At 62.2% G+C, this 22,913-nt stretch carries 20 protein-coding genes and 1 pseudogene; 7 read left to right on the top strand and 14 right to left on the bottom strand.

What is annotated here, in order from left to right; all coding sequences use genetic code 11:
* Positions 1 to 35 precede the first annotated feature (35 nt).
* Positions 36 to 896, top strand: coding sequence for a phytoene/squalene synthase family protein (locus NWI01_RS05715; protein WP_141382962.1), 861 nt, complete (start codon positions 36 to 38; stop codon positions 894 to 896).
* A 6-nt stretch (positions 897 to 902) separates the two neighbouring features.
* Here NWI01_RS05715 and NWI01_RS05710 read toward each other — a convergent pair whose 3' ends face one another.
* From NWI01_RS05710 to NWI01_RS05700, 3 genes are all read right to left on the bottom strand, one after another.
* On the bottom strand, positions 903 to 2,003 hold the full coding sequence (locus tag NWI01_RS05710) for a serine/threonine protein kinase (protein ID WP_141382961.1): 1,101 nt from the start codon (positions 2,001 to 2,003) through the stop codon (positions 903 to 905).
* 27 nt (positions 2,004 to 2,030) lie between these two features.
* The gene (gene trmFO, locus NWI01_RS05705; RefSeq protein ID WP_141382960.1) at positions 2,031 to 3,464 is read right to left on the bottom strand and encodes a methylenetetrahydrofolate--tRNA-(uracil(54)-C(5))-methyltransferase (FADH(2)-oxidizing) TrmFO; all 1,434 of its coding nucleotides are present in this window, start codon (positions 3,462 to 3,464) and stop codon (positions 2,031 to 2,033) included.
* 191 nt (positions 3,465 to 3,655) lie between these two features.
* Positions 3,656 to 4,585, bottom strand: coding sequence for a DUF2189 domain-containing protein (locus tag NWI01_RS05700; RefSeq protein WP_141382959.1), 930 nt, complete (start codon positions 4,583 to 4,585; stop codon positions 3,656 to 3,658).
* A gap of 339 nt (positions 4,586 to 4,924) precedes the next feature.
* Between NWI01_RS05700 and NWI01_RS05695 the strand changes: the two genes are divergently transcribed.
* The gene (locus tag NWI01_RS05695) at positions 4,925 to 5,299 is read left to right on the top strand and encodes a DUF3597 domain-containing protein (protein WP_141382958.1); all 375 of its coding nucleotides are present in this window, start codon (positions 4,925 to 4,927) and stop codon (positions 5,297 to 5,299) included.
* A 132-nt stretch (positions 5,300 to 5,431) separates the two neighbouring features.
* Here NWI01_RS05695 and NWI01_RS05690 read toward each other — a convergent pair whose 3' ends face one another.
* Positions 5,432 to 5,803 carry a GNAT family N-acetyltransferase gene (locus tag NWI01_RS05690; protein ID WP_375782169.1) on the bottom strand — a complete coding sequence of 124 codons (372 nt, stop codon included), beginning with the start codon at positions 5,801 to 5,803 and terminating at the stop codon, positions 5,432 to 5,434.
* A 436-nt stretch (positions 5,804 to 6,239) separates the two neighbouring features.
* Between NWI01_RS05690 and NWI01_RS05685 the strand changes: the two genes are divergently transcribed.
* Positions 6,240 to 6,650: an NADH:ubiquinone oxidoreductase subunit NDUFA12 gene (locus tag NWI01_RS05685; protein WP_141382957.1), complete on the top strand. Its 411-nt coding sequence runs from the start codon at positions 6,240 to 6,242 to the stop codon at positions 6,648 to 6,650.
* Positions 6,651 to 6,698: 48 nt separating this feature from the next.
* Here NWI01_RS05685 and NWI01_RS05680 read toward each other — a convergent pair whose 3' ends face one another.
* On the bottom strand, positions 6,699 to 8,528 hold the full coding sequence (locus NWI01_RS05680) for a FecR domain-containing protein (RefSeq protein WP_141382956.1): 1,830 nt from the start codon (positions 8,526 to 8,528) through the stop codon (positions 6,699 to 6,701).
* A 404-nt stretch (positions 8,529 to 8,932) separates the two neighbouring features.
* Between NWI01_RS05680 and NWI01_RS05675 the strand changes: the two genes are divergently transcribed.
* On the top strand, positions 8,933 to 9,862 hold the full coding sequence (locus NWI01_RS05675; protein ID WP_141382955.1) for a DUF2155 domain-containing protein: 930 nt from the start codon (positions 8,933 to 8,935) through the stop codon (positions 9,860 to 9,862).
* A 188-nt stretch (positions 9,863 to 10,050) separates the two neighbouring features.
* Here NWI01_RS05675 and aat read toward each other — a convergent pair whose 3' ends face one another.
* The 9 genes from aat to NWI01_RS05630 all read right to left on the bottom strand — a co-directional run bounded on the left by aat (position 10,051) and on the right by NWI01_RS05630 (position 18,953).
* Complete coding sequence (gene aat, locus NWI01_RS05670) at positions 10,051 to 10,728, bottom strand: leucyl/phenylalanyl-tRNA--protein transferase (protein ID WP_141382954.1); 678 nt, start codon at positions 10,726 to 10,728, stop codon at positions 10,051 to 10,053.
* Between the two features lie 86 nt (positions 10,729 to 10,814).
* Complete coding sequence (locus NWI01_RS05665; RefSeq protein ID WP_141382953.1) at positions 10,815 to 11,903, bottom strand: sensor histidine kinase; 1,089 nt, start codon at positions 11,901 to 11,903, stop codon at positions 10,815 to 10,817.
* Positions 11,900 to 12,340, bottom strand: coding sequence for a response regulator (locus NWI01_RS05660; protein ID WP_141382952.1), 441 nt, complete (start codon positions 12,338 to 12,340; stop codon positions 11,900 to 11,902). The genes NWI01_RS05665 and NWI01_RS05660 overlap by 4 nt, the downstream gene beginning before the upstream one ends.
* The gene (locus NWI01_RS05655) at positions 12,337 to 13,899 is read right to left on the bottom strand and encodes a sensor histidine kinase (RefSeq protein WP_181410389.1); all 1,563 of its coding nucleotides are present in this window, start codon (positions 13,897 to 13,899) and stop codon (positions 12,337 to 12,339) included. Before NWI01_RS05655 ends, NWI01_RS05660 begins: the two co-directional genes overlap by 4 nt.
* A 104-nt stretch (positions 13,900 to 14,003) precedes the next feature.
* On the bottom strand, positions 14,004 to 15,359 hold the full coding sequence (gene accC, locus NWI01_RS05650) for an acetyl-CoA carboxylase biotin carboxylase subunit (RefSeq protein WP_141382951.1): 1,356 nt from the start codon (positions 15,357 to 15,359) through the stop codon (positions 14,004 to 14,006).
* Positions 15,360 to 15,384: 25 nt separating this feature from the next.
* Complete coding sequence (gene accB / locus NWI01_RS05645) at positions 15,385 to 15,870, bottom strand: acetyl-CoA carboxylase biotin carboxyl carrier protein (RefSeq protein WP_141382950.1); 486 nt, start codon at positions 15,868 to 15,870, stop codon at positions 15,385 to 15,387.
* Positions 15,871 to 15,911: 41 nt separating this feature from the next.
* Complete coding sequence (gene aroQ, locus NWI01_RS05640; protein WP_141382949.1) at positions 15,912 to 16,382, bottom strand: type II 3-dehydroquinate dehydratase; 471 nt, start codon at positions 16,380 to 16,382, stop codon at positions 15,912 to 15,914.
* 359 nt (positions 16,383 to 16,741) lie between these two features.
* Positions 16,742 to 17,506: a DsbA family protein gene (locus NWI01_RS05635; protein ID WP_141382948.1), complete on the bottom strand. Its 765-nt coding sequence runs from the start codon at positions 17,504 to 17,506 to the stop codon at positions 16,742 to 16,744.
* A gap of 43 nt (positions 17,507 to 17,549) precedes the next feature.
* Positions 17,550 to 18,953: a M48 family metalloprotease gene (locus NWI01_RS05630; RefSeq protein WP_141382947.1), complete on the bottom strand. Its 1,404-nt coding sequence runs from the start codon at positions 18,951 to 18,953 to the stop codon at positions 17,550 to 17,552.
* A 123-nt stretch (positions 18,954 to 19,076) separates the two neighbouring features.
* Here NWI01_RS05630 and NWI01_RS05625 point away from each other — a divergent pair, with 123 nt between their 5' ends.
* The 3 genes and pseudogenes from NWI01_RS05625 to NWI01_RS05615 form a co-directional block, all read left to right on the top strand.
* A complete protein-coding gene (locus tag NWI01_RS05625) occupies positions 19,077 to 20,264 on the top strand; it encodes a pyridoxal phosphate-dependent aminotransferase (RefSeq protein WP_141382946.1) in 1,188 nt (395 codons plus the stop codon).
* A gap of 247 nt (positions 20,265 to 20,511) precedes the next feature.
* Complete coding sequence (locus NWI01_RS05620) at positions 20,512 to 22,632, top strand: sodium-translocating pyrophosphatase (RefSeq protein WP_141382945.1); 2,121 nt, start codon at positions 20,512 to 20,514, stop codon at positions 22,630 to 22,632.
* A pseudogene (locus NWI01_RS05615) lies at positions 22,623 to 22,913 on the top strand (transposase); the annotation flags it as partial. The gene NWI01_RS05620 and the pseudogene NWI01_RS05615, both read left to right, overlap by 10 nt.

The following is a 22,913-nucleotide window of genomic DNA, read 5'->3' as shown; positions in this document are numbered from 1 at the left end:
TCGATGTGCTCCTTGGCGCGCGTGATTGCGGTGTTATGAACGATACAACAAAGAACACGTCCGCGGCGTTCTGTGCGGAACTAGTGCGCACTCACGACTTCGGCAGCTATGCCACGACGTTGTTCGCGCCGCTCCGTTGCCGCCGCGCGCTGCTCGCGCTTTATGCTTTCAATGTCGAGATCGTCAGGGTCAGAGAGCAGATCACCCAGCCGTTGGCGGGAGAAGTCCGCCTGCAATGGTGGATGGATATGCTCGCGGGCGCGGGGCATGGCGGCGTTGAAGGCAATCCGGTCGCGGCGGAACTCCTGCTCGCGATCCGGGATCACGATCTCCCGGTCGAGTTGTTGCGGCGACTGATCGAGGCGCATCAGTTCGATCTCTACAACGATCCGATGCCGGACATGGCGGCATTGGAACAGTATCTGGCTGATACGTCGTGCGCGCTGTTCTCGCTCTCATCGCGTATCATCGGACAGCGGCCGGAGCAGACGGATCATCTCGCCCGACACGCCGGTCTCGCCAGCGGTATGGCGCGGGTGATCGCGAACTTCGGTTTCGACGCTTCGCGGCGGCAGTCTTATGTGCCGCTCACGTTGCTGGAGCAGCACGGCGCCGATCTGGAACAGATGTTCACGGGCCGGGATACGCCCCCGGTTCGCGCGGCCATTGGCGGACTGGCGAATGAGGCGCGACCGCATCTGAAGGCGGCGTTGGGCCTGCTGTCCGATCTGCCGCCAGAGTCTCGCGGTGTCTATCTTCCGCTCGCGCTTGTGCGACGCGCACTGGACGATGTCGGCGGCGCTGACATCAATCCCTTTATGCCAAGGCCGGTGTCGCGGCTGCGCATCCTGTGGATCATGTGGCGGGCGTCACGCTCGAAGGCATTTCGCGGTTGAACATATTCAGGTCGGCAGGGCCCGATCGGTCGATTCGAAATTGAAACGGTCGCGCAGGTTTTTTCGGCTCTCCAGGATACCGCGCAAGAACTCGCGATCCGCGGGACTCGTGATCAACGGCTCGATCAGGTCGATCTGATTCATGGCGATGAGTTGCAGGATTTCGGTGCGCACCTTGCCGGCTGCGCCGCGTGGAAGGCGCGCAACGACCTGGATGTGCTCGGGAGGTTTCGGCTCGCCTGCCGCGGCAAGCGCGGAGCGCAATCGCGCTTCGAGTCCGGGCAGGTCCGCCTCGACAAAGGCGTAAAGCCCGACGCCGCTGCGGCGGTCAGCGAAGGCGACAATGGCGGCGTCGCGCACCGCGGGATTTTCCCTGATGCGCGCGACCAGCACGGGAGCGTCGTTGACGAGACGTCGGCCGCCGCCTTCGCGGTCGGTGAAACTGAACAGGCCGCGCGTGATGGCCTGGTAGACCTTTTTTCCGGTCATCAGCCATATACGCGCGATGACCGACTTGCGCTCGAGCACTCTGCGCTCACGCGGCGTCAGGGCGTCCGGCGCATAGGTGCGCTTGTGCTTGAGAAGATGCCGCAGGTCTTCGTAAGCCGCGATGCGAAACAGGCGCGATCGCCGTTTGAAACATGCAGCAAGCTGGAAGTCCGTCAGGTAGGCGTTGCCGTCGCTGCCGCGCAGCCAGTTCTGCTCCTTGGCAAGATCATTGTGGCAGATGCCGGCGCGATGCAGCTTGCGCAGCGCTGCCTTGGCCGAGCGGAAGTAGGACAGGTCGCCGTGGGGTCTCGCGAGATGCAGCGCCACGCCATCGATGAAGTCTCGCAGCAACGCGCTACGTCCGCTCCACAACAGCCGTGGACCGACGCCGAGATCGCGGGCGAGCGTCAGCGCCTTGCGCTCACGCTCGAACAAATGCCGCGCGACTAGATGCGACCACCAGGGCACCTGATCCAGCCGTCGCAGCACCGCGTCGGCCTCGCCGGAGGTTGTCCGAAAACGCCCGCGCTCCACCGTCGAAAACACGTCGCGTTTCAGCAGGACTCCTTCGGTCCAGTTCGTGGACAGGAATGCTGCGTCCTGCTTCGGAAGGGGCATGATAATCCTGGAGATAGCGTGTTGAACCTATGCCGCGGCTGCCGGACGAAGCGCATCCGCGATCCAGCGATCGAGATCCGACAGCGCGCGCGCGCAGATCGCCTGTTTCTTTGCGATCGTCTTTTCGTTGCCGCGCAGGCGCGTGCCGTCAGGCTTCCTGGTTGGCGGATCGGCGAGTGGGGGAAATAATCCGAAATTGATGTTCATCGGCTGGAACGAGCGGGGGCCAGCGTCAATGGTCTCGATGTGGCCGCCCGTGATGTGGCCGAGCAGCGCGCCGAGCGCCGTCGTCTGCGGCGGGGCTTCAAGCGTGCATGATCGTGCATCGGCTGCCGCGTAGAGTCCGGCGAGTAGCCCGATAGCGGCGGATTCCACGTAACCTTCGCATCCGGTCATCTGTCCCGCGAAGCGCAGCCGTGGCTCGGCGCGCAGCCGCAACCGGACGTCAAGAAGCTTTGGCGAGTTCAGGAATGTGTTGCGATGCAGGCCGCCGAGGCGGGCAAACTCCGCGCCTTCAAGGCCGGGAATCGTGCGGAAGATCCGCGTCTGCGCGCCATGCTTCAGTTTGGTCTGAAAGCCGACGATATTGTAAAGTGTGCCCAGCTTGTTGTCCTGGCGTAGCTGGATCACGGCATAGGGCTTCACCGTGGGATAGTGCGGATTGGTGAGGCCGACCGGCTTCATCGGACCATAGCGCAACGTTTCCCGGCCGCGTTCGGCCATGACCTCGACCGGCAGGCAGCCGTCGAAGTAGGGGGTGTCGGCCTCCCAGTCCTTGAAGTCGACCTTCTCGCCCTCAAGCAGCGCGTCCACAAAGGCGTGATACTGCACTTCGGTCAGCGGACAATTGATGTAATCGGCGCCGCTGCCGCCCGGACCAGCCTTGTCATAACGGGACTGGAACCAGGCTTTCGACATATCGATGGAGTCGCGATGGACGATGGGTGCGATCGCGTCGAAAAAGGCGAGGGCGGACTCGTCGGTCAGTGCGCGGATCGCAGCCGCGAGAGGTGCCGAGGTCAGCGGCCCGGTGGCGACGATGACGTTGCTCCAGTCCGCCGGCGGCAGGCCGTCGATCTCGGCACGGTCGATCTCGATCAGCGGATGGTTGTCGAGAGCTTCGGTGACCGCGGCGGAAAAGCCGTCGCGATCCACCGCGAGCGCGCCGCCTGCCGGAACCTGATTGGCATCGGCGCAGCGCATGACCAGCGATCCCAGCCGGCGCATCTCTGCATGGAGGAGTCCGACCGCATTGTTGGAAGCATCGTCGGATCGGAACGAATTTGAACAGACCAGTTCCGCCAGGCCATCGGTCCGGTGCGCCGCGGTCATCCGGTGCGGCCGCATCTCGTGCAGCACGACCCGAACGCCTTGATCCGCGACCTGCCAGGCCGCTTCCGAGCCGGCGAGGCCGGCGCCGACGATATGGATGGTGGCGCGGGAGGATTCAAACTGTGTCATGGACGAAGGGGTAGCGCGTTTCTCAGCCAAAAGGAACGCGTTAACGCCGGTCCGGCGCTTTCACTATCGACGGTATTCGTGTCCGCATTCGGGCTATGGTCTGCCCAGGGGATATCGCCTGAGGGCTGTCGACGCGCAACGGCCACCTCGATCGGCATCGAGGCGGCCTTTGCGAGAACGGTGTCTTCCGATCAATCCGAACTATCGAAGAACCGGTGCTTGCGCCCGTAAGGCGGGAACAAGACGGAGGGGAAATCGGCTGCGTAGCGTTTTTCCTTCTCCGTTTCCCGAGGCTCGTGCGCTGACGACGTTAAAGGACTCTCGATCGCCTTGCGATAGAGATGCCACGTCGCATGACCGAGCAGTGGCATGACAACCGTGAGGCCAAGGAAGAACGGGATCGATCCGAGCGTCAGCAGGACAGAAACGATCAGACCCCATTCCGCCGCCGCTATTGGATTCTTCGCCACCACGCGCAACGACGTCAGCATGGCGTCGGTCATGTCAGCGTGTTGATGAAGCATCAGCGGGAACGACACAATGCTGATGCACAAGGCCACGGCTGCGAACAGGAATCCGACGCCGACGCCCATCATGAGCATCTGCAAGCCTTCGGTCGTGGTGAAAACCTGCGTGAGGAAGTCGGGAATGATCGCCGCCGGGGTGTTACCGAAGGTGGACACATAGATCGCGCGAGCTGTTGCCACCCATATAAAGAAAATGACCAGCAGCACGGCGCCCAGTCCGAGCATCGATCCGAACGACGGCGCCTTTAGCACGCGGAATGCGTGCCAGGCTGACGCGTCCATACCGAGTTCGCGTCGATAGCTCAGTTCATAAAGTCCAAGAGCGGCGAACGGCCCGACCAAGGCAAAGCCGGCGGCGATCGGAACCAGCATTGGCAAGACCGAGTAGCCGAGCACCATTCGCCACAGCAGAATTCCGATGATGGGATAGATAACGCAGAGAACGATGGCGTGGCTGGGAACCGCTTTGAAGTCTTCCCAGCCCAGCCGCAATGCATCGAACAGATCGGATAAGCCGATGTGACGGACCACTGGTCTGTCTGCGCCGGCCATTCCGGAATGCGACGTAACGTCGACAGGATAAGAGGTGGCCATGTTCGTTGTCTCCCTTTCGCGGGGTCGATCTCTGGCCGCCGGAAGGCGCGAGGTCGCCCCTTCGGAAACGGATCACGATCAAGACCAGACGCGAAGGCAAGCAACCTGGTCCTGCCGCGACCTGTACTGTCACCATTCTAATTCGGATCCGTGATCTTGGTTGCTCACGGTTGAGTGACTTTTTTCATCGAAGGGGAGGATGGCCTGGGGGAGGGGCCCGGCATCGTTCGCATTGGCAAGCCGCGATGAGCCGGTTACTCTTTTGACGATCCGGCGGAAACAGATGCGGGATTTCCGCTTTGTAGTCGGCATAGGGCTAAAGCTATTGGGAGCGGCACAATGAGCATATTCGGAAAGATCATGGGCGCTATCTTCGGCTCGCACGCAGAAGCGGCAACACCGGCGGGAGAGTCAGGCAGCGGGACTGCGCCCTCGCCGGAGGGCTCGTCCGCCAAAAGCGTCGACGTCGCGGCCATTCTCGACAAGGCTGTCGCCGCCAAGAAGGAAAAGCTGGCATGGCGGACCTCGATCGTTGATCTGATGAAGGCGCTTGATGTCGACTCCAGCCTGAACGCGCGCAAGGAGCTGGCGAAGGATCTGAAATATCCGGGCGACACCAACGATTCCGCGGCGATGAACGTCTGGCTGCATAAGCAGATGATGGCGCAGCTCGCGGCCAACGGGGGCAAGCTGCCGCCTGACATGAAGCAGTGATCAGACAGAGCGCAGTTAGCTTTAGCATTTGGAGCGAAGTAGACACCGGTTCGCGAAAAGAAACGGCGTTATGCCAGTATCTGAAATCCGCTTCTGATTGAATCAGAAGCGGAACTCTGGTCTCTCGTTGCCTCACAAATTCGGGCGCAGCAGATCAGCGTAATCCGGATTTTTCTCGAGCCACGCTTTGACGAAGGGGCATTGAGCGCTGGCCCTGAATTTATCCGCGCGCACCTGATCCAGCGCGCCCTTCACCAGTTCCGAACCGATGCCCTTGCCTTCGAGTTCGGGCGGCACCTGAGTGTGGGTGAAGACGAGGACACCGTCCAGGAATCGGTAGTAGGTCGCGGCAACGAGCCCGTCTACTTCGAGCTCGTAGCGATGTTTTTCCATATTATTGACGACTTCGGACATTTCGCAGCCTTTGTTCTTTCGTGCCTGAGAGGCAACATTCAAAGTTTTCAGGAACCAGTCAACAACAGCGGAGCGTCTGCGGCCTGCCATTGCTGCGCCTTCGGCCCGCGCGATCAGCGCCGGACCGGGCTTGGATAATAGAGTGGGTTATAGCGTTTTCGAGCGAAGTGGATACCGGTTCGCGTGAAGAAAACGCGTTAAGAGGCTCTAAGGCGTGCGAGCCGAAGGCGCAACCCGCTAGAGTCCTCCGCCACTTCATGGAAGCGGTGAAGGGCTCCATCTTTATGTTTTGACGCGTTTTCTTCACGCGAACCGGATTTCATCCCCGGGTCAGGCCCGAGGGCATGCTTTGCTCGAAAACGCTATAATTCACGCCCCGTTTGGCGCTGCCGGAGGCGGCCGGACGCGCTATTTGGCCGCGTTGGCTGGACAAGGTCGCGGCGGGATGTCATCAAATCGAAACAGAATGATAATCGCGCGACCCCTTGCGGGGGCTCCGTGATACCCTTGCGACGGATTTCCGGCAATGAAGCAGTTTTTCCTCAAGCTTTTTACCTGGTGGAACAGCCAGACCTTCGGCACGCAGCTTTGGACGGCGCGGTTCGGTGAACTCGTCGGCAGAGACAGCGAGGGCAACTGCTATTACCGGACGCGAGGCGGACAGATCGACCCGGCGCTTGGCTTCGAGCGCCGCTGGGTGATCTATAACGGTTATACGGAAGCCACCCGTATTCCGCCGGAGTGGCATGGCTGGATTCATCACGTTGTCGATGTTCCGCCGACCAAGGAAGACTACCAGCCGCGCGAATGGCAGAAGCCGCATGTACCGAACATGACGGGGACACCGGCGGCCTATCGACCGTCCGGCTCTACGCTGGCGAGCGGCCGCCGGCCAAAGGCGACCGGCGATTATCAGCCCTGGACGCCCGGTCAGTAGAAACACCCGTATCCAGCGCGGGGATGCAGCAGCATTACGCGGGTGCTGTCACTGTTTGGTAGCCGCGAAAATGCCGCTGCCGACATAGCCATACGGGTCGGAGATCGCGACCCGTCCGCCCATCTCGCCGACCGGGCTGTGAGCGCCCTGGAAGAAGCTTCCTTGCAGAGTCATACTGCGGTTGTTGTCACCGGCGATCGTGCCGCCGAAATTGCGCGGGTCGGTGTTGAAGTTCACGGTGCCGGAATAGTTCGTGCCGTCGAGATTGGTCACGCTCACCGCGCCGGTGCGCGCCCCGAAATTGACGTTGTTCGAAAACCCGCCGGCGACGAAGCCTGCATTATTCACGTTGGCGACGACATGGCCGGTGTAGGTTGCGGCGCCCGTCGTCGGCACGTCGCCGATACTGCCCACGGGCCGGCCGGCGACCCAGGTGCCGAAGGTTGTTTTGTAGGACGCTGACTCACCAGTGCTGGTATCGCTTTCGTCAGCCATCCAGAAACCCCAGCGGGTATAGTCGCACTGGCACGGTGTCAGGTTCGGAATTGTCTCGCTAACGATCGGGTTTGCCGCGATGCCGTTGCCGGAAACCAAAATGCCGCTGACCTTCGTGCCGTTGACCTCATGGTTCTCAGGGGTATTCGCGTAGAAATTATCGTGGTCCACATAGACGCTGTCAGCGGGGCCGGTCGATCCCTTGGATCCAAACTGAAACAACTCGTGCATCGTCTCGGCGAGCTGCGTGAACGGATTATTTTGATCGTAACGGTAGGTGTCCAGGCGCGCCTGGACGCGCCGGTTGGCGGTGTCGAGGGTGATTTCCGCGGTTCCGGTAACAGGCGTGACATTGGGCGGAACTTCATGGCTTACGCCATGCTCACTGTTCTCACCGTGATTCGAGTAATATTCGCCCTCACTTGAGTCCGTGTAGACCAATCCGCCGACATATCCGCGCAGCGGCCCGGGCGGGTTGTTGTTTGTCGGAGGCGGGATATTGTTTGTCGGGGGTGGGATATTGTTTGTCGGGGGCGGGTGGTCGCCGCCGCCGGGCGGATGATCGTTCGCGATCTGCTGCGCGCCCGTCACCTGATTGGATGTCTGGATCGCTTCCGTGAAGGCTGACGTAATCGCGTTGATCTGCTGAATAATGGTGGGCGGGTTGGGAGAGGGCGGAGCACCCGACCCGGCGACCAGTCCGCCAGGCGATCCGGTCGCCTTGTGTTCGGCGGCCGCTACATTCTTCGCCGAAGCCGAGCCGGCGCGCGTCCCGCCTGTTTGACCGGCGGCGCTCTGGAACGATGCGATCAGCTGCTGCACGAACCCTGGCGGCGGCAGGCCGGGTGGCGAAGGGGGGCCGCCCGCTTGCGTCTGGGTGAATTCGCCGGCGCCCAGGGTGACGGTCTGGCCGCCGGATGAGACGGTCATTCTGCCGTAGCCGGCATAGATGCCGCCCTTGCCGTCGGTCATCATCACGCCGCCGCGAATGCCGATCAAGGCCGTTCCGGTTTTGATTTCCGCGTCGCCGCTGTGGCTGATCTGGCCGCCTACGAAACGCAGCGCGCCCTTGCCGAGAGTGGCCGCCAGTTTGCCGGTGTTGGCGTTCGGGTCATAGACGTATTCATCGATTGTGAGGTCGCTGTTCGGGCCGATGGTCATCGACGTCTTATCAAGGAACAGCAACTGCACCGAGCCGCTGGACCTCGTCTGGATGCGCTCCTTGTGAGCGATCGACTGGCCGATGGTGATGGTCTTCAGGTTGGCGGTGGCGGCAGGGTTAACCGCTGATGCCGTGCCGACCTGCTGAGCCTGCACAGCGGTGCCCCCGAGCGCCAGCGTCGCCGCCGTCATCGCGATCCAATGCGCCCCCGCCCGGGTCATGGCAACTCCTGACACTCAGAACAGACAAAGTCCTGTCAAGTATACGCTTGAATAATCCGAATGCGCCAACCCCCGATCGTCTACCAGGTCACGATCCGCGGCCGATTGATGGCATCTGTTGCTGTAAATCCACGGTTCGCCCCGAACCTTCCGCTTCTGGTGCAATCAGCAGCGAGATTCTGGATCTGTCTCGACGCGTTTCTTCAGGCAAACCGGCATCCACTTCGTTCCAAAACACTATTGGTCACGCAATCGAGCGAGCCCTGCCGCAGCCGCCAGTGGACGCGGAGCAGGTCGCCCTTTCCCCGCCGCAATCGACGTGTTAACCGGATTGCTGCGAGCGGCTTGGAGCCTTTATCCCTGTACAATGGTCCGGCCCTGATTCGAGCCTCACAAAGCCGCGCATGATATTTCGAACCATCGTTATAGCCGGTTGTGCGGCTTTTGCAGGCGTCGCACTCGTCGCGGCCCCGCCTTCCGCGCGCGCCCAGATCGGAAATATCTTCTCGGATCCACCGCCGCGTCCGCCCGGCGCCATTCCACAGGGGCAGGCGGCACCTGAGGATGACGAGGAAGAGGTTCCCGAGCTGCCGCCTGAGGGCCGCGTGCTGCCGGCGCCAATGCGTCCACCGCCGGGGCAGGGCGCTCCACCGCCCGGTCCGGTTCAGTCTCAGCCGCTGCCGCCGCCGTCCGGAACCACCGTGGCTCCGCAGAACGCCCCGGGGGGCGCTGCCGTAGCGCCGCCATCACCCCGTCAGGCTCCCGAACAGAACGCCGCGCGATCTGCTCCGCCCGCGCCGGCCACGCTGCAGCCCGGCGACGAGGTCGTCACCGAGGCGCCGGCTGAGAGGATTCTCAACAAGAAGGCTGTATTTTCCGGTCTGGATAAAATCACCGGCCGCATCATCCATTTCGACGAGGACATCGGAGAGACCGTGCAGTTCGGCGCGCTGCGCGTAAAAACCAGCGCCTGCTACACGCGCCCCGCGACCGAAGCCGCGAATACCGACGCCTTCGTCGAGGTCGATGAGATCACGCTTCAGGGCGAGGTGAAGCGAATTTTCTCCGGCTGGATGTTTGCGTCGAGCCCCGGCCTGCATGGCGTCGAGCATCCGATCTATGATGTCTGGCTGACCGACTGCAAGGATCCGGAGACGACCGTTATCGCCGAGCAGCCGGATCAGCCGAAACCGCCGCCGCCGCCGCCAGCCAGGCGATCGCGGCAATCGACTCGCCAGTCGCGTCAGCCGGCACCTCCGCCGCAACCAGCGCCAGCGCCTCCGGTGCAGCGGCAACCGCAGAGCAATCCCTTCTTCCCGCCGTTCCAGAGGTAGAGTGGGCGTTCCGCTTTTGCGCTCGCGCCGCGACACTTCAGGGCATTCTCGATTGAAGTGGGTATCGGTCGCATGAGGAAAACGCGCCGGATCAAAATCCGCGAGCCTCGTTTCTGATTCCATCAGAAGTGAAAAGGCTGCCGGTTCCCACTTTGCGCTGGCGCGGCCCTTCGGGTCGGGATCATGCTCTAAGAGCGGCGGGCGGCGATGGCCTTGAGCGCTTCCACGCCCGGCACCGGCCGGTCGAGCGGCAGCGTCCCGAAATCGGCCCGGCCTTCCAGCGCGACGTCGAGTAACGCCCGGTAGCGCCGGCGCGGGATTTCGATAGCGCCGAACCCCCGCAGATGGTCGGTGACGAACTGCGTGTCGAGCAGGACGAAGCCTCCCGCGATCAATCGGGCGACCAGATGCACGAGCGCGACCTTCGACGCGTCCCGCACGACATGGAACATGCTCTCGCCGAAAAACGCTCGGCCGAGCCTGACTCCATAGAGACCGCCGGCCAATTCATCGTCCTGCCAGACCTCGACACTGTGGCAGTGGCCGAGCTTGTGCAGGCCGATATAAAGTTCACGGATCCGATGGTTGATCCAGGTATTGTCGCGGCCGGGTTGCGGCGCGGCGCAGCCGTTGATCACCGCGTCGAAGGCGGTATCGACGGTCACCGTAAAATTGTCCGATCGAACGGTGCGCGCGAGCCGCGACGGAATTCGAAAGCTCTCGAGCGGAACCACGCCGCGCATCTTCGGCTCGACCCAGAACAGCGTCGGGTCATCGACACTTTCCGCCATCGGAAAAATGCCGCAGGCATAAGCGCGCAGCAGCAGTTCGGGCGTGATCTCGGACGAGGCGGTCTCGCGGGACATCCGGTTATCTTATAGCAGAGCTGGAAGGTTTCCGCGTCGATAATCTGGCGCGCGCGGAGCGCGGTATCAGTCTGCTGCCGCCGTGCTCATGCAGCCGTCGCGGACAGGGGTTTCGTGACCTGAGGAGTTCCGCCGCGGAACCGCAGAACGATGCGCGTGCCCGTGTGGGTGGGATCGCGTTCGGCCTGCGCGTCGAGCTTCTGCGCCATCGCTGAAACAATCCGCTGACCCATTCCGGTCGAGCGCGGATCGCTTCTGGCATTGAGGCCGACGCCGTCATCGGCGATCGACAGCACCACATCATCGCCATCACTCGCGAGTTCGACGTGGATAGGGCCGGGACCATCGGGATAGGCGTATTTGACCGCATTCATCACCAGTTCGTTGACGATGATACCGATGGCCACGGCGCGATCGGGATCGATCTCGATGGGCTGGGCTTTCAGGTCGAGGCGCGACATCCGGTTGCCTTCGGCGGAGCGACGGAGATCCTCGAGCAGCGCTTCGAGATACTGGTTCAGCAGGACGCTGTTCAGGTCGTGCGACGTGTAGAGCCGGCGATGCACCTGCGCGACGGCCGCCACCCGTCCCATTGCGTTGGTGAGGGCGGCCTTGATGTCTTCCTCGGGGCTCGAATTGGCTTGCAGATGCAGCAGCGACGCAATGATCTGGAGACTGTTGCCGATGCGGTGATTGACCTCACGCAGCAGCACCTCGCGCTCGGCGGCCAGCGCTGCATAGCGGTCGCGTGAGGCGCGGACTTCGGCTTCGGCTTCGTCGCGCGCCTTCTGAACGCGCGCCTGACGGATCGCCACTTCGGCCGCGACATGCAATAGCGGAACGAACTCGCCGAACGTGTCTTTGACAAGATAATCGGCGGCCCCCGCTTTGAGCGCGGTCACTGCGATTTTTGAATTTTGCGAGGCGGTGACGAACACCACGGGGGGCGCATCGGGAATTGCCTGAATCCGGCCCAGCGTCTCCAGCCCGTCCAGGCCGGGCATGTATTGGTCGAGCGCTATCACATCGATGCCGCCCTGCGCGATGCGGGCAAGTCCAGCCTCGCCGTCGGACGCGTACTCCACGCAAAATCCGTGGCGCGTTAGGCCGCGCTCCACCAGACGAGCCAGCGCTTTGTCGTCATCCACATACAAGAGGGTAGGCTTGACGTTCATGGAGTGGCCTGAGGGACCTGAATGATGGAGAAGAACAGACCGAGTTGCCGGATCGCGTTGGCGAAATTGTCGTAATTCACCGGTTTTGTGATGTAGACGCTGCATCCGAGTTCGTAGCAACGCTTGATCTCCTGCGAATCGTCGGTCGTCGTCAACACCACCACCGGCGCGCACTTGAGGTATCTGTTTTCCTTCACGCGCCGCAGGATCTCGATGCCGGTCATGTCAGGAAGATTGAGATCGAGCAGGATAAGCAATGATTCTCCCTTATGGGGAAGGCCGTTGCCATCAGCGCCGAACAGGTAATTGACGGCTTCTGTACCGGTGGTGAACGACTTGATCTCATTGTTGACACCGGAACGCCGGATATTTCGTTCGATCAGCCTGGCGTGACCGTCATCGTCTTCGATCATGATGATGGTGACTGGCGTACTCATGATTGTTCGTCCCGGTTTGTGCCCACCCATGTGCTGGGCAGCGTAACTGTAAATGTGGTGCCGGTACCAAGCTCCGACGAGACTGATATGGTCCCTCCGAGCTTTCGGACCAGTGCACGGACGTGTGCCAGTCCGATACCCTGGCCCGGTCGATCCTGCGGACCCGCCCGGCGGAACAGATCGAAAATCCTTTGGTGATCCTTAGGATCGATGCCGCGACCGTTGTCCGTGATCTCAAAAATAGCGAAACCCAGCTTGCGCCGGCCACTGATGGCGATATCGCCGGGTACATCAGATTTGAGATATTTCAAGGCATTGTCGATCAAATTGGAGAAGATCTGTTCGATCGCGATGCGGTCGGTGACAATATCCGGCAATGGCTCGACCCGGATCTGGGCGTCCGCTTCGGCGGCCTGATGCGCTACCGTGGATACGATGCTCTCGATCAGATCGCGCATGGCGATCGAAACGGGATGAAACTCGCGTCGGCCCTCGCGGGTCAGGCTGAGGATCGCACCGATGAGACGGTCCATCTTGGCGATCGACGACTTGATGAATCCAAGAGCCTCGTTGAAATCCTGCGACAGTTGCTCGTCCGCTCCATCGAGAACCGGTTCGGCCGCATTGGCTGGATCGCTCACTCCCGGAGGCGGGAGGCTGTTTGCCCGGCTGAGCTCCGCGATCCGGCGAAAAATGTCACCCCGCAGTTCCTCTAGCTCGCTGGTGAAACCCATGATGTTGACCAGCGGCGAGCGCAGGTCGTGACTGACGATATAGGCAAAACGCTGGATTTCATCGTTGGCTTCCCGCAGATCGCTGGTCCGCTTCTCGATGGCCGATTCCAGGTTGAGATTGATATCGCGCAACCGGGCGTGAGCCAGGTCGCGTTCCCGGCTCGACCGCCGCACCAGATAGATCGAAAGCCCCGCAAACAGCACGACCAGCCCTGAACCCACGCTGGTAATCAGCGCCGAGCGCGATTGGCTGACATCGGCTGACGCGGTGCGCGCCGCTAGCAGACGATTTGCCTCGATTCGCATCTCGTTCCCCAGATCGCGGATCTGTCGCGTGGCGTCCTGACCGGCCTCTCGTCGCGCGCTCTCAACAGCCTGATCCAGCCGGTTCGTCAGCGCGAGATCAATGCTCTGCCGTAATTGCTCGATCCGCTGATTGGTCAGCGGGACCATCTGCTGGAGCCGCTGTTGCTGGTAGGGGTTCTCCCTCGTCAGCGTCCTCAGCCGTTCGAAGCTCTGCGGAATACGGCCGGATGCTTCTTCGAACGCCGCACGGAATTCCGGGCGCTGCGTCAGTAGAAAGCTGCGTTGCGAACTTTCCGCCCGCTGTATCTGGAGTTGGGCTAGTGAAATTTCATTCTCGACTGCCGTGCTGTGCAGAACCCAGCGGGTGTCGTCGCGCGCCTTGTTGACAAGATAGACGGAAATGGCGCTGATCAGCGTTAGAACCACTAGACCTGCCGTCAGCAGGATCAGCTGGCTCAGCGCGGGGCGCGACGATCTGGCTCGCGGCGCTGCGATTTCATCGTGTTTGGATCGAGACAGTCTAAATCGCCCCCGCACCGTTGCCAGCCATTTGCTAAACCCCTCAGTACGCAATCGGTTCCAGGCCTTTTGTTCCTAAAAAACCGATCCGGACTCGAGGCGGCTCAGACTCCTGTAAGACCGCCGCTGGAGAGATACTGCTCCAGCCAATGGATATGGTAGTCACCGTCGATAATGCTCGCCTCGCGGACCAGCGCCCGGAACAGCGGCAAGGTGGTCTCGACGCCTTCCACGACCATCTCGTCGAGGGCCCTGCGCAGCCGCATCAGGCATTCGGCGCGCGTCTTGCCATGCACGATCAACTTGCCCACCAGCGAGTCGTAGTAGGGCGGGATCACATACCCCTGATATACGGCGGAATCGATCCGGACGCCGAGCCCGCCCGGCGCATGGAATTGCATGATCTTGCCCGGAGAGGGGCGGAAGGTGACGGGGTTTTCCGCGTTGATGCGGCACTCGATGGCGTGGCCGTTGACGGCGATTTCCTTCTGGGTGGCGGGAAGGTCGCCGCCGGCGGCGATGCGGATCTGCTCCAGCACCAGATCGATGTCGGTGATCATCTCGGTGACCGGATGTTCGACCTGAATGCGCGTGTTCATTTCGATGAAATAGAATCTGCCGTCCTCGTAGAGGAATTCGACCGTTCCGACGCCGAGATACTTTATCTCGCTCATGGCATTGGCAACGGTCTCGCCGATGTTGTTCCGGGCTGCCGCCGTCAACGCGGGCGAGGGGCCTTCTTCCCAGACCTTCTGGTGACGCCGCTGCAGCGAGCAGTCGCGCTCTCCAAGATGGATGGCGCCGCCGCGCCCGTCGCCAAGCACCTGGATTTCGATGTGGCGCGGCTTCTGCAAATACTTTTCCAGATAAACGGAGGCGTCGCCGAACGCCGCGCGGGCCTCGTTACCCGCGGCCGAGATCGCCATCATCAGGTCGTCGGGTGTCTTGACGATCTTCATGCCGCGCCCGCCGCCGCCGGCGGCCGCTTTCACCAGGACAGGAAAGCCGATCGCCTTGGCGATGGCCATGGCGTCGTCATTGGGACCGATGCCGCCATCGGAGCCCGGGACCACCGGAATACGGAGCCGCTTCGCGGTCTTCTTGGCTTCGATCTTGTCGCCCATGAGGCGAATGTGTTCAGCCTTGGGGCCGATGAAATGCAGGCGATGGTCAGCGAGGATTTCGGCGAAACGGGCATTCTCGGATAAAAAGCCGTACCCTGGATGCACGGCCTCGGCGCCCGTGATCTCGCAGGCTGCCAGCAGCGCCGGGATGTTGAGGTAGCTGTCCTTCGTCGGCGGCGGTCCGATACAGACGCTTTCGTCCGCGAGCCGGACATGCATGGCGTCGGCATCGGCGGTGGAATGGACCGCCACGGTCGCTATACCCAGCTCCTTGCAGGCGCGCAGGATGCGCAGGGCGATCTCGCCGCGATTGGCTATCAGGATTTTATCGAACATCACTGCGTCCGCGGTTCGAACGGCGTCATTCAATGATGACAAGCGGCTCGCCGAACTCGACGGGCTGGCCATCCTCGACGAGAATCTGCGTGACGGTGCCGGACCGCGGCGACGGGATCTGGTTCATGGTCTTCATGGCCTCGATAATCAGCAGCGTCTGACCTGCGGTGACCCTGGACCCGACCTCGATGAAGGGTTTTGCGCCCGGCTCCGATGCCCAATAGGCCGTTCCGACCATCGGCGAGGGAACCATGCCGGGATGCTTGCTGACGTCGGCGGCGCCTGCGGCCGGCGAGGGGGCAGGGGCCGCCGCGGCCTGATAGGTAGTCGGTACCGCCGCCCCGACAGTGATGTTGCGCGCGACACGGACACGAAGTCCATCGCGCTCGATTTCGATTTCCGTGAGCCTGGTTTCGTCGAGCAGTGCGGCGAGTTCGCGGATCACGTCGCTCTCCTCGCGCAGATCGTTGCCGGTTTTGATTTTTGCAGGTTCTCCGGGCTGGCGGGACATGTTCTCGATCCGAAACTTTCTGTGAGAATGACGCTGATGTGTCAGGATTTAACTTTGTTCGACGGGTCTACTGCGCCGATCTTGGCTGCAAGGCCATTGATCGCGAGCCGGTAGCCGTCAATTCCGAACCCGGACAGGCTTGCGAACGCGGCTTTGGCTGTGAAGGAATGATGACGGAAGTCCTCGCGCGCATGAATGTTGCTGATATGAACTTCGACGGCCGGAATTTTGACCGCGACGAGCGCGTCGTGAAGCGCAATGGAAGTGTGCGAGTAGCCGCCGGCGTTGATGACGATACCGGCCGCGTTCCTTGCATGAGCTTCGTGAATGAAATCGATCAGCTCACCCTCGCGGTTTGACTGGCGGCAATCCGCAACCAGTCCAAAATTTTGGGCCGTCTCGGCGCAAAGCTGTTCGACGTCGGCAAGGGTGGCGTGGCCATAGGTATCCGGCTCCCGGATCCCGAGCATGTTGAGGTTCGGGCCGTTGAGCACGTAGATCGTCTTGGCCATCTGAAATCCCGAGAATCAGCCATTTCCGCCGCCGAACGCCGGAGTTCGGGCCGTTATATGTAACAAGGGCGTCAAGGGGAAGCCTGAACACTCCCTGATTCGGCTTGAGATACCTCGCGCTGTTTGCGAGAACTCATGGAGAACATACGGAAATATCTCGTTAACCGACCTCGGGCGCCGCGACGGGGCATGCGAGCGTATCAGATAGCCAGTTCCCGCGCCCACTGAGGAACCTCTCAAACGACGATAGGTAAAGGAGAATCGTCGCGAGAGATTCGGAGGCTCTCAAGCGAAAGCGGGTACCGGCCTGCGACGCGAGGCTCGCCGGTGAGCGCTGCTCCAAAACAGGGACGCGCCAATCAGCAGGAGGCTTTGCCGCAGCGCGCCGTGTTGATTTTCTCCTTCAGGTTCTCGAGCCCCACGGCTCCCACGACGACCTGCTTGCCGATGACGTAGCTTGGCGTTCCATTCATCCCCATGGATTCGGCAAGCTTGAAGTTCTCCTCGAGCGTGGCGCGCACCTCGGCGCTCGTCATATCCTTTTCGATCCTGGCCATGTCGAATCCGGCCTCCTTGGCGGCGGCCAGCGCTCGCGCCTTGTCGGCCTGACCGCGGCTTCCCAGAAGTTTTTGATGGAAATCGAGGTATTTCTTGCCGGTGGGATCCTGCATTCGCGCCGCGACAGCGACCTGCGCAGCCTCCACCGAACTCTGGCCGAGCACGGGAAACTCCTTGAGCACAACCTTGAGCTTGGGATCCGACTTCATAAGCTCAAGCATGTCGAGCATCGCGCGCTTGCAGTAGCCGCAGTTGTAATCGAAGAACTCGACGAAAGTGACGTCGCCGTCCTTGTTGCCGAGTGTCACGCCACGCGGTGAATTGAAGATGACTTTCGCGTTCTCCGTAACCGCGGCCTCGTGCTTGAGCGCTTCGGCGGCCGCCTGACGCTTGCTGAGTTCGGCCGAAACCTCTTCAAGGATTTCGGGATGTGCGAGCAGATAGTGTTTGACGATCTGCTCGATCTCGCCGCGCTGGCCGTCGGAGAAGTTCTGAGCGGACGCGGCGGACGGAGAGCTGAACGCGAGCGCAAGAAGGGCAGGAGCGAGAAAACGGAGAGGGGGCATTGTCAAATCCTTTGAAAGGGGCCGCGTGGCGGAGCGTCTGGTCTTATTTCTTGTCCGGAACCTTGGATGAGACGATATCGTCCGCCTTGACCCATCCGGGAGTGCCGATCGCGAAGCGGGTTTTCGCGCGTGATGCGAGTTCGCGTGCCGTCTTGTTGTCGCCTCGCAGGAACGCGGCCTGAGCCGATGCCAGATCGGCTTGTGCATAATCGCCCTTGCGGCCGTAGGCTATCGCAAGCTGCGAGTAGCCGAGCGGAGCCTCCGGCTCCCGTACCAGCGCCGTTCGCAGGATTGCGATAGCTTCGTCGGCATTGGCCTTGTTGTTCGAAGCCACGAGCGCCTGACCCAGCAACATCTCGATGAGCGGAGCGTTTTGTGAGAGCTGGACGGCGCGCCGCAGCGGCGCGATCGCCTCAGCGGGGCGGCCTCCCTCGAGCAAAGCCTGCCCACGCACTTCGTGGAAATAGGGGTTTTGTGGTTGCAGCTTGATCAGCGCATCGATTTGCTCGATGGCCGAGCGAAGATCGCCATGCAGGTACGTGGTGATGGCATGCGCGTAGCGGGCGGGCAGGCTGGTGTCTGATCGGGGATAGCGCCGGTATACCGTATCCTCGCGTTCCATGAACGCCGAAATCTTGGCGCGCACCATGTCGTGGCGCAATTGCAGGGCCGGATCGTCTTTCTTTTGCCAGTTGGGGCTGGTCTTGACGAGTTCCGCGAGCGAAGCGACACGGTCGGCCGGCATCGGGTGCGACTGCGCATAGGGATCGGCGCCGCGCGCGGCGAACAGGCTTTCATCGGTAAAACGCTTGAAGGTCTCGTACATTCCCCGGGGGGATTGTCCGGTGGCGTTGAGGAACTTGACGGCGGCGCGGTCGGCGTTTTCCTCCTGCTGGCGCTGATAGCCCAACAGGCTTCGGCGGGCGATTTCCTGAGGCGCGCTGAGTGCGGCCGCGCCGATATTGCTGCCGGCGCTGTTGCTTCCGCCGCGGCCGGCTCCGGCCGCGAGAGCGCCGGCCCCGAGAAGCATGGCGATGATGAGCTGGGTCTGGGTTCGGGCGAGTTGCTCGCGAAACTTGGACAGATGGCCACCGGCGAGATGCCCGGTCTCGTGCGCAAGCACGCCGATCAACTGGTTCGGCGTTGTCGATTTCGAGATCGCGCCGTAATTCACGAAGATGCGGCGGCCATCGGCGACGAAGGCGTTGAAGGACCTGTCGTTGATGATGACCATCTGAATGTTGTGCTTCTGCAGCCCCGCCGCGCGCAGGATCGGCCGCGTATAGTCTCGCAGCAGTTGCTCGGTCTCGCTATCGCGCAACATCGGCAGACCTTTGTCCTGTTGCGCTTGGACCGGAAAGGAGGCGTTCGCGATCGCGCAGGCGGTGACCAGCGTCATCAGCTTCGAGACGGGACGACGCAGGGGAGTGACGGGACGCCGGGTCATATCTTCGTTAGTCAATGCCTTCGGAATCATTGGCGCGGGTTCGAATACGCTGTATGTCCTAAACAACCCATCGAATAAGGCGGTAACGCGGCCTCGGGCGAGAGAGCGCATTAACAGATTTCCATGGCCGACGCGACACCGAGAGAGCGGGCCGCCAACGTGCTGGCGGCATCTGGCCGCAGCCAGGTTCCACCCTTCATGGTGATGGACGTCATGGCGGCGGCGGCGCGGATCGAGGCGGAGGGCGGACACGTCATTCACATGGAGGTCGGACAGCCTTCAGCGCCGGCGCCCCGAACCGCGCTGAACGCGGCCCGCGCCGCGTTGGAGTCCGGCCGGATCGATTACACGCCCGCGCTTGGCATCCCCTCGCTGAGAGAACGGATCGCGCGGCATTACCGCGAGTTCTACGGCTGCACGGTCAGCCACGAGCGGATCGTCGTGACGACGGGATCATCGGGCGGATTCATCCTCGCGTTCCTTTCGATGTTCGAACCGGGAGACCGCGTCGCGGTGGCGGTGCCGGGCTATCCGCCGTACCGGCACATCCTGACGGCGCTCGGCTGCGAGCCGGTTCTGATCGAGACGTCAAGCGAGAACCGTCACGCGCTGACGGGTGAGGCGCTGTTGGCCGCGCACCGTAAGACGCCGCTGAAGGGGGTATTGGTCGGCAGTCCGGCAAATCCGACGGGAACGATGATGTCGCGCGAGGCGCTTGCGCATCTGATGGCGGCTGCCGAGAGCGAAGGCATTCGCTTTATTTCCGATGAGATCTATCACGGTCTCGATTATGCGTTTCCTGCCGTCACCGCCGCTGAACTGTCGCCGCATGCGCTGATCATCAACTCGTTTTCGAAGTATTTCTGCATGACCGGCTGGCGCGTCGGCTGGATGGTCGTGCCCGAACACCTGGTGCGGACGATCGAGCGGCTGCAGCAGAACCTGTCGATTTCGGTGCCGATGCTCTCGCAGGTCGCGGCCGAGGCGGCTTTCGCGGGCCGCGAGGAGATGGAGATCGTGAAGCGCGGCTACGAGGAAAACCGCAACATCCTGATCGAGGGTCTTCCGAAGGCCGGCTTGAGCGAGTTTCTGCCCGCGGATGGCGCGTTCTACCTCTATGCCGACGTTTCGAAGTTCACGACGGACAGCCATGACTTCGCACGCAGGATGCTGGAGCAGGCGCGCGTTGCCGCGACGCCCGGGGTCGATTTCGATCCCGTGCGCGGCCACTCGTTCCTGCGCTTCTCCTACGCCCGGTCGGCCGCCGAGATGCACGAGGCGGTCGCGCGCCTCGGGAAATGGCTGACCTGAGCCTCCGCGCTCAAGCGGGCTGCCTCCGGCCGGGCTTGGAATCCTTCCGCGATTGCCGGCATTTTGTTGCAATTCCTGACGGAAATTCGGCCGTTCAGCCGAAAGCCGACATTGCGCCGGAGGTTCGATTTTGGCATGGTCTCGCCCGATTTATCGTCGCCTTGCGATAAAACGGACCTCCCTTGAACGTCCGTTCGCGGGCTCGCGGCGTGGTCGGGGCAACTTCCGGAATTCTGAGGCAAATTCAATGACAGCACTGGTAGGGATTGTGCTCTGCGGAGCGCTTTCGATCGTTTATGCGGGCTGGGCGACCTCGTCGGTGTTGAGGGCGGATGCGGGAAATCCGCGGATGCAGGAAATCGCGGCGGCTGTACGCGAGGGCGCCCAGGCCTATCTGCGCCGGCAGTACACGACCATCGGAATGGTCGGCATCGTGATCTTCGCGCTGCTTGCCTACTTCCTCGGAGTGCTGGTCGCCGTGGGGTTCGCGATCGGCGCGATCCTGTCGGGCGCGGCCGGATTTATCGGCATGAACGTTTCGGTCCGCGCCAACGTGCGCACCGCGCAGGCCGCGACCAAGTCGCTGGCCGGCGGACTGGAGCTTGCCTTCAAGGCCGGCGCGATCACGGGGATGCTGGTCGCCGGTCTGGCGCTGCTCGGCGTGACCATCTATTTCGCTTATCTCATCCACGGCGCGGGCTACGCCGCGAACAGCCGCACGGTTGTCGACGCGCTGGTTGCGCTCGGCTTCGGCGCCTCGCTGATCTCGATTTTCGCCCGCCTCGGCGGCGGCATCTTCACCAAGGGGGCTGACGTCGGCGGCGACCTCGTGGGCAAGGTCGAAGCCGGCATTCCGGAAGATGATCCGCGCAATCCGGCGACGATCGCCGATAATGTGGGCGACAACGTCGGTGACTGCGCGGGCATGGCCGCCGACCTGTTCGAAACCTACGCGGTGACCGCCGTCGCCACCATGGTGCTTGCCGCGATCTTCTTCGCGACCTCGCCGCTGCTCGTGAACATGATGACGCTGCCGCTCGCGATCGGCGGCATCTGCATCATCACCTCGATCATCGGGACGTTCTTCGTCAGGCTCGGCAACAGCCAGTCGATCATGGGCGCGCTTTACAAGGGCCTGATCGCCACCGGCATCCTGTCGCTGATCGGCGTCGGCGCCGTCATTTACTGGCTGGTCGGCTTCGGCGAACTGGCGGGCGTCGATTATACCGGACTCGATCTTTTCGCCTGCGGCGTCGCCGGCCTGATCGTCACCGGCCTGATCATCTGGATCACCGAATACTACACCGGCACTGACTATCGCCCGGTCAAGTCGATTGCGAAGGCCTCGGTGACGGGGCACGGCACCAACGTCATTCAGGGCCTCGCGATCTCGATGGAGGCGACGGCGCTTCCGGCGATCGTCATCATCGCGGGCATCCTGGTGACCTACGGTCTGGCCGGCCTGTTCGGCATCGCGATCGCCACCACAACCATGCTGGCGCTGGCCGGCATGATCGTCGCGCTCGACGCCTTCGGTCCGGTGACCGATAATGCCGGTGGCATCGCCGAAATGGCGGGTCTGCCGAAGGAGGTGCGCAAGTCGACCGACGCGCTCGACGCCGTCGGCAACACCACCAAGGCCGTCACCAAGGGCTACGCGATCGGCTCCGCCGGTCTCGGCGCGCTGGTGCTGTTCGCGGCCTATAATCAGGACCTCAAGTTCTTCATCGGCGATGCCGCGCAACACACCTACTTCCAGGGCGTCAACCCGGACTTCTCCCTGAACAATCCCTATGTGGTGGTGGGCTTGCTGTTCGGCGGCCTGCTACCTTATCTGTTCGGCGCGATGGGCATGACCGCGGTGGGACGCGCGGCAGGCGCGATCGTCGAGGAAGTGCGTCGCCAGTTCCGTGAGAAGCCGGGCATCATGCGCGGCACCGACAAGCCCGACTATGGCAAGGCGGTGGACCTGCTGACAAAGGCGGCGATCAAGGAAATGATCATTCCGTCGCTGTTGCCGGTGCTGTCGCCGATCGTTGTCTACTTCCTGATCTACGCGATCGCCGGGGGCGGCGTTGCCGGAAAATCGGCGGCATTCTCGGCGGTCGGGGCGATGCTGCTCGGCGTGATCGTGACGGGCCTGTTCGTCGCGATCTCGATGACCTCGGGCGGCGGCGCATGGGACAACGCCAAGAAGTACATCGAGGACGGCCATCATGGCGGCAAGGGCTCCGACGCGCACAAGGCGGCGGTCACCGGTGATACGGTCGGAGATCCCTACAAGGATACGGCCGGACCGGCGGTCAATCCGATGATCAAGATCACCAACATCGTGGCGCTGCTGCTGCTGGCGGTGCTGGCGCACTAGGCCCTGACAGGTTCGGTGCGCCGTGGGCGGACATTCCGGCGCGCTACGACCCGCAACGACCTGCGTGAACCGCTTCAACCGGTGGCGCACGGCAGGCGTGTGGGATCGCATTCTGTCGGCGGTATCAAAGGCCTACGATGGCGACATCCAGATGATCGACTTCTCGTCGATCGGGGTGCATCAGCATGCGGCCAACGGCCAAAAAAAACAGACGCGATCCCGTGGCATGGGTCGCTCGCGCGGCGGGCTGACAACCAAAATCCATGCGCTGGTGGACGCCT

It is taken from the genome of Nitrobacter winogradskyi, assembly GCF_006539545.1.
Taxonomy (GTDB): domain Bacteria; phylum Pseudomonadota; class Alphaproteobacteria; order Rhizobiales; family Xanthobacteraceae; genus Nitrobacter; species Nitrobacter winogradskyi_A.
This window is presented reverse-complemented; position numbering and strand designations above follow the sequence as displayed.

What these genes read in the sequence shown, in the direction of transcription:
- NWI01_RS05625 (WP_141382946.1), top strand. Translation starts at nt 19,077, where the DNA reads ATGGCCGACGCGACACCGAGAGAGCGGGCCGCCAACGTGCTGGCGGCA.
- NWI01_RS05700 (WP_141382959.1), bottom strand. Translation starts at nt 4,585, where the DNA reads ATGGCCACCTCTTATCCTGTCGACGTTACGTCGCATTCCGGAATGGCC.
- NWI01_RS05675 (WP_141382955.1), top strand. Translation starts at nt 8,933, where the DNA reads ATGATATTTCGAACCATCGTTATAGCCGGTTGTGCGGCTTTTGCAGGC.
- aroQ (WP_141382949.1), bottom strand. Translation starts at nt 16,382, where the DNA reads ATGGCCAAGACGATCTACGTGCTCAACGGCCCGAACCTCAACATGCTC.
- NWI01_RS05685 (WP_141382957.1), top strand. Translation starts at nt 6,240, where the DNA reads ATGAAGCAGTTTTTCCTCAAGCTTTTTACCTGGTGGAACAGCCAGACC.
- trmFO (WP_141382960.1), bottom strand. Translation starts at nt 3,464, where the DNA reads ATGACACAGTTTGAATCCTCCCGCGCCACCATCCATATCGTCGGCGCC.
- NWI01_RS05695 (WP_141382958.1), top strand. Translation starts at nt 4,925, where the DNA reads ATGAGCATATTCGGAAAGATCATGGGCGCTATCTTCGGCTCGCACGCA.
- NWI01_RS05660 (WP_141382952.1), bottom strand. Translation starts at nt 12,340, where the DNA reads ATGAGTACGCCAGTCACCATCATCATGATCGAAGACGATGACGGTCAC.
- accB (WP_141382950.1), bottom strand. Translation starts at nt 15,870, where the DNA reads ATGTCCCGCCAGCCCGGAGAACCTGCAAAAATCAAAACCGGCAACGAT.
- aat (WP_141382954.1), bottom strand. Translation starts at nt 10,728, where the DNA reads ATGTCCCGCGAGACCGCCTCGTCCGAGATCACGCCCGAACTGCTGCTG.
- NWI01_RS05635 (WP_141382948.1), bottom strand. Translation starts at nt 17,506, where the DNA reads ATGCCCCCTCTCCGTTTTCTCGCTCCTGCCCTTCTTGCGCTCGCGTTC.
- NWI01_RS05710 (WP_141382961.1), bottom strand. Translation starts at nt 2,003, where the DNA reads ATGCCCCTTCCGAAGCAGGACGCAGCATTCCTGTCCACGAACTGGACC.
- accC (WP_141382951.1), bottom strand. Translation starts at nt 15,359, where the DNA reads ATGTTCGATAAAATCCTGATAGCCAATCGCGGCGAGATCGCCCTGCGC.
- NWI01_RS05690 (WP_375782169.1), bottom strand. Translation starts at nt 5,803, where the DNA reads ATGGCAGGCCGCAGACGCTCCGCTGTTGTTGACTGGTTCCTGAAAACT.
- NWI01_RS05630 (WP_141382947.1), bottom strand. Translation starts at nt 18,953, where the DNA reads ATGACCCGGCGTCCCGTCACTCCCCTGCGTCGTCCCGTCTCGAAGCTG.
- NWI01_RS05620 (WP_141382945.1), top strand. Translation starts at nt 20,512, where the DNA reads ATGACAGCACTGGTAGGGATTGTGCTCTGCGGAGCGCTTTCGATCGTT.
- NWI01_RS05665 (WP_141382953.1), bottom strand. Translation starts at nt 11,903, where the DNA reads ATGAACGTCAAGCCTACCCTCTTGTATGTGGATGACGACAAAGCGCTG.
- NWI01_RS05715 (WP_141382962.1), top strand. Translation starts at nt 36, where the DNA reads ATGAACGATACAACAAAGAACACGTCCGCGGCGTTCTGTGCGGAACTA.
- NWI01_RS05680 (WP_141382956.1), bottom strand. Translation starts at nt 8,528, where the DNA reads ATGACCCGGGCGGGGGCGCATTGGATCGCGATGACGGCGGCGACGCTG.